We start from the raw sequence: 7,964 nt of genomic DNA on the forward strand, positions 1-7,964 counted from the left end.
CCGCCCCACTCTTGAAGGGCCGGCGCGCGGAGCATCATGGTGAGCGCGCGGCGCCAGTCCTGAAGCGTGAGTCCGGAGGGCAGCCGCGTGGGCGAGCCCGGCGCCCAGATGAGCATCCGCATCGCGCTCGTGCCTTCGGTCATGCGGCCGCCCGGGGCCTTCTGATTGAGGCGTTCGGCGGGGTCGGCGCCGGCGTCGAGGAGCAGTTCCATCGCGCCGACGGCCATCGCCTCAGCCGCGGCGGAGAGCGGCGTGAGCCCCTGCTGGTCACCCTCCGCCGCGGGTTCGTCCGGAGCGAGTCCGAGCCGGATGAGTGCGGCGGTCTTCGTTTCGTCCCGCATCGCCGCGGCCTCCTGGGCCGTCGCGCCGCCCGTGAGGAGCAGAAGCGAACACCGTTCGGTTTTCCCCAGGACTTCATCGCCGTGGGCGAGCCAGGGGGCGAGAAGCCGCGAACCCGCCTTGACGGCGAGGTCGCGCGCCGTGCGCCCGAGACTGTTGCGGGCTTCGCGGTCGAAGCCGAAGCGCTCGACCAGAATCTTCGCGATCATGAGCGCGTCGGTTTCGCGTTCAACCGCCTCCTCTCCGGGCAGGTTGCGGAACGCCTCGACCGCCCGGGCGACGAGGTGCAGAAGCGTGTCGCCCGTGCCCTCCTCGCGACCCGAGGGCTTCACGCCCGCCTTCTCCAAGGCGCGGAAGAAGGGGTGGACGAGGTTCGCGGCCGCCCGCTGTGCGGCGTTCCTGCCGGAAGAGTCCCGAGGAATCATCGAGGCGCCGCCTTGGAGGAGCACGGTGACGGTTTCGTCGAGTGAGGCCGGATCGTCGGGCCAGTCCCGGGGACCCGCCGCGACGCGCAGGAGCGGCGTCAATTCCGACCGGTCGGCGGCGTTCGGATCCGCCCCGCGGCGGAGCAGGACCGCGACGGCTTCGGCGTCGAGCGCCTCCGCCGCGTGGGAGAGCATCGTGCGGCCCGATCCGTCCTCGGCCGTCACCGAGACGACTTCATAAAACGGCAGACGGTCTGCGGCGCCCGCCCGCCGGTCGGCGAGAAGGGCTTCGCGCGGAGAAAGAGGTCCGGGGTCAAGGTTGGCGGCCATGTCGGGGCTCCGTGAAGTGTTTCTTCGGAATGGGGTTCGGGAGCGCCGCCCGGGGACGCCGGGGATGTGCGGGGTCCGGGCGGCGCGGCCGTTGTTCAAAGCCGCCGCGCCCTCTGCGGGTGCGGCGGCCGGGCGTCATTCGATCGCCTTCGCCCAGGGGTGCGCGAGCCAGGCGCCGCCCGGCTCCAGGAGCTCGACGCAGGCGCCGCCCGCGTTTTCGATCCACTCGGCGGCTTCGTCTTCGCCCGCGGAAATCCGCCAGAAGAGCCCGCCGAAGAGGTACGAGACGCCGAAGTCGCGCCAGCCCTCAAAGCGCGCGCAGGCTTCCTCCGCACAGACTTCGAGGATCGAGTGCGCGGTGTCCTCGTCGATCATCCCGACGAAGTAGCCCCAGCGCACGAGCGCCGCGGCGCGGCCGATGTCCCAGCCGCGCATGGCTTCCGCGGGAACCTTCTCCGCGAAGTGGCGGGCGAGCCGCCAGCGCATCATCGCGCCGGGAACGTCTTCGGGATCCTCTTCCGCGGCGATTTCGTTGAAGTCTTCGGTCGCCGCCATCTGGGCGTAGAGCGCGGACATGCCGCCCTCTTCCAGAAGGTCGGAGAGGCGTTCACCCAATTCGTCCGGGGTGTCTATCCCCCAGAAGTTGGAGAGGATGCCGCGGACCTGCTCCTCCATTTCGGGCGAGCGCGGTTCGCACTCGAGCTGATCCGGGATGTGGCCGTTGAGGTTGCCGACGATGCCGCCGAGGAGGTACCCGAAGACCTTCGCTTCCGGAGAGCCCTTCGCGTAGGTTTGGGGTGCGGCCTCGTCGTAGTCGGTACGGAGCTGGTTGATGAAGCCGTAGGCGTTCTCGAACCCTTCGTCGGCGTCCGCCTGCGGATCAACCGAAATGCCGTGGGCCTGAGCCTGCGCCTGGAGGTGGGCGATCAACGCATTGGGGTCGAAGCCCTGGCCGGACTGCGCGGCGCCGACGGCCGCGAAGGCCGCGGCCTGCGCCTGCGCGACGAGATCGGCCTGGTTCGCCATGGTGGCCTGGAGCTGCGCCTTCAGCTGCGCGAGCATTTCCGGGTTGTCCCCGTAGAGCTGCTCCATCATCTTCATTTGGGTCTCGACCGCGTCCTGCTGAATCTTCAGGACGGCTTCGGCCTGTTCGCGTGCGAGTTGTTCAGGGGTTTTGGTCATGTGAACTCCTTTCCTCCCGTGGGGAGGACCTGCGATGTTTCGGTTCCGGCGGCGGTTGCCGCGCCGCGGACCTCGGGTGTTGATCCTTCAAGGCTTCCAAACCTCTCGGACCTCCCGGCCTCCTCCCTGCGGCCGGTCATGATGGGTGGTGGCGGAGGCGTGCGGCACGTCCCGCACGCCCATAAATCTGTCGGTTTACGCCTTCGCGGTGACGCCGATCTCGGCGGCCGCGGATGGGTGTTCGGTTTCGGTCTCGGTTGCGTGTTCGGCAGCGGGAACGTTCTCTGCGCCCGGAGCAGGTTCGGCGGACTCGGCGCGCCCGGCGGACAAGCGGTTCTCTTCATTCGCCTCGGTCGCTTCGGCCCCTGCGGGAGCCTCTCCCCGCGCCTCTTCCCCGGGCTCATCCCCCGGCTCCTCCGCGGGCCCGTCGGCGTTCGGATTCTTGAACCAGATGCCCCCGGCGTCGCGGACGTAGTTGTGCCATCCTGCATAGAGCACTTCGTCGTGCGCCGCGCACCAGTCAACGAGCTTCTCCAGCGCCTTCCTGCTCGACCAGAGGATGCACTCGACGTAGTCGTAGCGTAGCGCCGTCCCCCACCCGGTGACGAGCACCGCGTCGGGGCCGATGTCGTCCCGCATGAAGCGGATGAGGGATTCGCGCGCGGCGGTCTTCGCTTCCGCGGAAGCGTCGTCCGCAAGTCTGAAGTGGAAGATCCCCGCGGCGACGCCCTGGCGTTCGTACTCGATCGTGAAGTCCTTGACGTTCTCGCGGTACTGGTTGACGAGACCCGGGCACGTGGTGCGGATCCTCTTCACGTCCATGAGGAAGTCGCAGTCGGGGTCCTTCTCCGGCATCTCGATCGCCTCGACGGATTCTTCGAGTTCGGCTTCGAGCGTCCGGGTCGGGAGGTCGGGGTATTTGCGCCGCGCCCAGGCGGCGAACTCGGTGAGGCGCATCCGGGGGTCTTCGCGCGGGCCGGCGGAGGGCGCCTCATCCGCAGGTCGGACGCCCTCTTCGCGCGTGGCTTCAGCAGGGGTTCCGCCCGAAGCCTCCACGGTCTTCCCGGCATTCCCGGTCTGAACCTTCTCTCCCGTCCACGGCGCGATCGCGAACTGGTTGAACCAGCGCATCTGCGCGGCTTCGCCGACGGAAAAGCGCACGAGGTCTTCGAGGCTCTCAAAGATGAACGGAACGTCCTCCTGCGTGAGTCCGGTGAAGGCGGGCCCGGTGAACCGGAGACGCAGGGCGTGGTCCTCGGTGACGGGCGTCACCCAGAGCTCTGCGGGCGAGAGCGACACGCCGCCCAAGCGGATCGAGATCTTCGCGAAGACGTCTTCCGCCATCGGCTGCACGCCCAGGACGAAGCGCCAGCGGTCCAGAAGCTCCACGGGCGCGCGGCGCAGGAACTCCCGCATCGGGAACGCGGCCACGCGCCAGCCCTGGGGCGAAAAAACGATCGTGGGACGGGGATCCTCCGCCGTGGGCAGATGAATCCCGAGGGACCACTTCTCGTTGTCGATCAGCTTCAGAAGCTCACGGATCCGCGCGGCCACCGCGCTGAAGCTGCCCATCCCGAGCGTGATCGACTGCACGCCGACCGCGAAGCGCCCCTCCTCTTCGGAAAAGGCCTTCCAGAAGTCGGCGACGCGCTCTTCGAACGGCATCGAGAACATCTGCGCGGCGCAGGCCCGGTCCGTCATCTCGATGAATTCGAGGGTGTCGGTGTCTCCCGGACGGTGACGGAGGGCTTCCCGCCAGTGCGGGCGCGCCTCGATCGTGCGGTCGAGCCAATAGAGGGCGTAGGCTCGGCGGAAGTTCCAGAAGTGGTTCTCCCGCGCGTCCTCGGGAACGGCCGAGAGGAGTTCGAGGGCCTTCAGAAACGGTTCCGTCTCGCCCGGCTGCCCCTGGTTGTTGAGGGCGCGCGCCCATTCGCCCAGCACGTCGGACGTGCGGGCCTCTTCCGGGAGGCTTTCGCAGTAGGCGATGATGCCGGCGTAGTCTTCGGCGTCGTTCAACGAACGGATGCGGCCGAGCACTTCGGCTTCGGCCGGAACCTCGCGGATGGTGCGGAGGGACCTCTCGGTGTTGTCGTTGGAATCGGTGGGATCGGTCATAGGGGTGTCGGGGCGTGTTGAGGCGAACGGGTCGTTGATTTCTCTATGCCTCCTATTCTAGGGTGACGCCCGAAATGGTGCGGGGGCGGTCACAACCTGTGACACGCCCCCGAACGAAGGAACGCGCGGAACCGGTTCCCGCGTCGAACGGCGTCTTTCCCGAAACCTTTCCCGCCGCCTACGACCAAGCCTCGACAAAGGCGAGCATCGCGACGTCGAGCCCGCCGAAGCGCACCGCGTGCGGGGCGGCGGCCTCGACGACGGGCTTTCCGTGAAACGCGAACCCAAAGCCTGCGGCGCCGATCATCTCGAGGTCGTTCGCGCCGTCGCCGGCGGCAATGGTCTGGGCGAGCGACAGGTGCGCCGCAGAGGCCAAGACCTCCAACGCCCGACGCTTCCCGTCGGCGTCCAAAATCCTCCCGCCCGCCGGCCCGAAGACCCGACCGGTCATGAGGGCCTCATCCGTCCACTCCAGCGTGTTGGAGATCCAGAGGTCGATCCCGAGCCTCTTGCCCAACGCCGCCGCCGAATCCGTGAAGCCCCCGGTGACGATGGCGCAGCGGACGCCGTGCTTTTGCAGAAACCCGATCCAAGCCTCGGCACCGGCTTGGAGCCGCGTCTCGGCGTTGACCTTATCGAGGAGCGCCTTCGGGAAGCCCTCCAGAATCGCGACGCGCCGCCGGAGGTTCTCGGCGAAAGGAAGCTTCCCCTCCATCGCTTCGCGGGTGATCCGCGCGACCTCCTCGCCCTTCCCCACGAGCGCCGCCATGTCGTCGATGCATTCGTTCCGCGTCAGCGTGCTGTCCATGTCGAAGCAGGCGAGCTTGAAGGATTTGACGGAAAAGCCCTCGGGCACGATGAAGTGATCCGCGCGGATCTCCGCGGCGCGCACAGGGAGCGCGGCGAGGTCTTCGCGGTCCTCAACTTCATCGACGCCGCAGAGCCGCAGCGCCTCGACGGGCGAGGCGGTGCGGCGCACCCGCTTGGGGTGAAACGCTTCGGCAAGGGTCTCCAGTTGGGCGAAGGGCCGCCCGCAGAGAATCACGTCGACCATCAGGCCTCCTTCTTCGGGGTTTGGGTGGGGTTGTCGTCGGGACCGGAGGCCCCGTCGTCGAGCCCCGTTCCCGACATGGTACCCGCGCTTCCGAGGCCGTGGAGACCGCGGCGCGGCGTCCATCCGTCATCTCCGTCCGCAGCCACGCGGGTGCCCTCCACCACGTAGCTCCTTCCCGCCCAAACTTCCCGCGTGATCTGCTGGGTGAAGGCCCCGCAGGAGAGGGAAAGCACTTCCCGAACAGGTTGCGCGGCATCGTACGATGCGCATGCGCACTCGGGTTTCCCGCCTTCCGCACGCACCGCTTCCGTCAGCGTCCGGCCCGTGGGGAGCGGGAGCGCCGCCTCGTCGTCCAGGACGCCCAGCATCGTCATGACGGTGACCGCAAGATCGTCGTGGCCGGCCGGCTCATGATGCACGCCCGAGCCGGGGAAGCGTTTCCCGCCTACGGCGAGAAACGACCGGATTTCCTGCGGGAGGAGCCCGCCGTGGTTCCCGGCGTTCAAAGGAAGCTCCTCTCCCATGACGAGTTCGCCCGTGGCGACGTCCCCGCGCATGACGAAGCGCATGTCGGGGGTGCGCTCGTGGTCGGAAAAAACGACGGCTTCGGAGAACGTCCCCGGAACCCTCCCCTCCACCGCACCGGGACGCGTGGCGTCGGGCTTCGAGAAGACGAGTCCCACGTCGGGGGACGCCATGAGGGCGTCGCGGGCGCGGAGCATGTTGGCCGCGGTGGGTTCGCGGAACCAGACGCCCACGGTGTAGTTCCCGACGATGACGACGTCGTAGTCGGCCGGATTCTTTCCCTCTTTGAGCCCGAGGCCGTCCACCACGGTGAAGCCTGCGTTCCTCAACGGGGCCGCCACGTCGACGTGACGGCGCACGACGCCGTGGCCGTGGTCGGACATGACGATGAGCTGGACGTCTTCGTCCTTCCCCGTACGCTCCCACCAGTCGAGGATGCGGCCGAACTGACGGTCGGCGTCGCGCCTCGCCTCAATGGTGCGGGGGTCGTCCAGCCCGAACTCGTGCTCGGAGTGGTCGGGCTCGCCGATCCAGACGACGGCGACCTCGGGAAGAGTCTGCGGTCCCTGCGCGGCGTCCAATAGGAGAAAAGCGTCCACCGTCATCCGGTTCCCGTCGAAGTCGGGGAACGTCAGAGGCGCGCCCGGAACGCCGGCGGCCCGGAGCCGTTCGATCTCACTTTCCGGCACCGTCCGCGCGAGGTCGTGCACCGGCACGCAGCAGTGTCCTTCGAAGCGCTCGGCGCGCACGTGCTGAAGACGCGTCGACCCCGCGGAATTCGCGCAGTAGACGCGCATGCGCATCGTATTTCGTGCGAGCCGCTCACCCATCGACGGGACGCGGCAGCAACCGCGGTCGAGGGCGTCGGCGGCCAGCACCGAATCCATCGACGAGCCGCGGAAAAGGAGCGCCTCCTTCGGCATGCCCCGCCGGTAGAACCAGTTTTGGATCACGCCGTGGTCCTTCGGGCGGAAGCCCGAGAAGATCGACGGGTGGTTGACGTAGGTCTCCGTGGGGAAGGACGCGAGGTACTTCGTCCACGTGTGATGTTCGCGGGCGAAGCGCGCGACGTTCGGCATCTGGTCGTCCGTCGCGTCGTCGGGGCGCAGCCCGTCGAAGCCGACGATGATGAAGCGCGGGGAGCGGTGGGTTTCGGTCATGGTGCTTGGGCAGCAGGTGAGTTGTCTGAAGGATGGTAAGGGGTTCGGGTTGCGGTGTTCAACGGTGTTCGGAGGCCATCGAGGAAGAAAGAAAAAGGGTCTGCCGGGCCTACCTCGCCGCGGGTTCGAGCTTCTGCTGCACCCAGTCGCCGACGATCGACATCGAGAGGGTCGACAAGACGATCACGACGCCCGGCACGACGGCGATCCACCAGGCGGTGGTGAGGTAGTCGCGGCCGAACCCCAGCATCGTCCCCAAGGAACTCATCGGGGGCTGGACGCCCACGCCGAGGAACGACAACGACGTTTCAAGCAGGATCATCCCGGGAAAGTTGAGCGTCATGTTGACGACCAAAGCCGAGGCGATGTTGGGGAGGATGTGCCGCATGGCGATCCGCATCGTCGGGATCCCGAGGCACTCGAGGGCCCCGGCGTAGCCTTCGGTGTAGGCGGAGCGCGCGAGGTTTCTCGTCAATCGCGCATAGCGGTCCCAGCCGTAGACCGCCATGATCACGATGATGACGGAGATGTCGGTCCCCAGAAACGCGATGATCGTGAGCGCGAGGATGATGAAGGGAAGGCTCGCCGTGACGTCGACCCCCATGTTGACGGCGTCGTCCGTCAAGCCCCCGAAGCGGGCGGCGAGGAAGCCCAAAGTAGTGCCGATCAGCGCCCCGAGGATGGTCCCGGTGACGGCGAGCAGAAACGAGAGCCGGATCGAGTGCAGAAGACGCGTGAGCACGTCGCGGCCGAGCTCATCGGTCCCGAGCGGGTGCGCGAGGTGGGTGAAGGGCGGCACGAGCCGCGCCATCAGGTCCATGTCCTCGATCCCGT

The 7,964-nt window shown here is 67.8% G+C and carries 6 protein-coding genes; all 6 read right to left on the reverse strand.

The annotated features are described in order from the left end of the window. Positions 1-1,094, reverse strand: a 1,094-nt coding sequence (locus tag HMPREF9440_RS06350) for an ankyrin repeat domain-containing protein (RefSeq protein WP_008542595.1), incomplete at its 3' end; no start/stop codon positions are given. A gap of 135 nt (positions 1,095-1,229) precedes the next feature. Further along, positions 1,230-2,276 (reverse strand): DUF1266 domain-containing protein, encoded by a 1,047-nt coding sequence (locus tag HMPREF9440_RS06360; protein WP_008542596.1) that lies wholly within the window; start codon positions 2,274-2,276, stop codon positions 1,230-1,232. Between the two features lie 195 nt (positions 2,277-2,471). Next, positions 2,472-4,391 carry a hypothetical protein gene (locus HMPREF9440_RS06365; RefSeq protein WP_008542598.1) on the reverse strand — a complete coding sequence of 640 codons (1,920 nt, stop codon included), beginning with the start codon at positions 4,389-4,391 and terminating at the stop codon, positions 2,472-2,474. A 178-nt stretch (positions 4,392-4,569) separates the two neighbouring features. Then, positions 4,570-5,445 carry a phosphoserine phosphatase SerB gene (gene serB / locus HMPREF9440_RS06370; RefSeq protein WP_008542599.1) on the reverse strand — a complete coding sequence of 292 codons (876 nt, stop codon included), beginning with the start codon at positions 5,443-5,445 and terminating at the stop codon, positions 4,570-4,572. Beyond that, positions 5,445-7,130 carry an alkaline phosphatase family protein gene (locus HMPREF9440_RS06375; protein WP_008542600.1) on the reverse strand — a complete coding sequence of 562 codons (1,686 nt, stop codon included), beginning with the start codon at positions 7,128-7,130 and terminating at the stop codon, positions 5,445-5,447. The genes serB and HMPREF9440_RS06375 overlap by 1 nt, the downstream gene beginning before the upstream one ends. A 109-nt stretch (positions 7,131-7,239) precedes the next feature. Next, positions 7,240-7,964, reverse strand: a 725-nt coding sequence (locus HMPREF9440_RS06380) for an ABC transporter permease (RefSeq protein ID WP_040764359.1), incomplete at its 5' end; no start/stop codon positions are given.

This window comes from Sutterella parvirubra YIT 11816 (genome assembly GCF_000250875.1).
In the GTDB taxonomy this organism is placed as follows: Bacteria; Pseudomonadota; Gammaproteobacteria; order Burkholderiales; family Burkholderiaceae_F; genus Sutterella; species Sutterella parvirubra.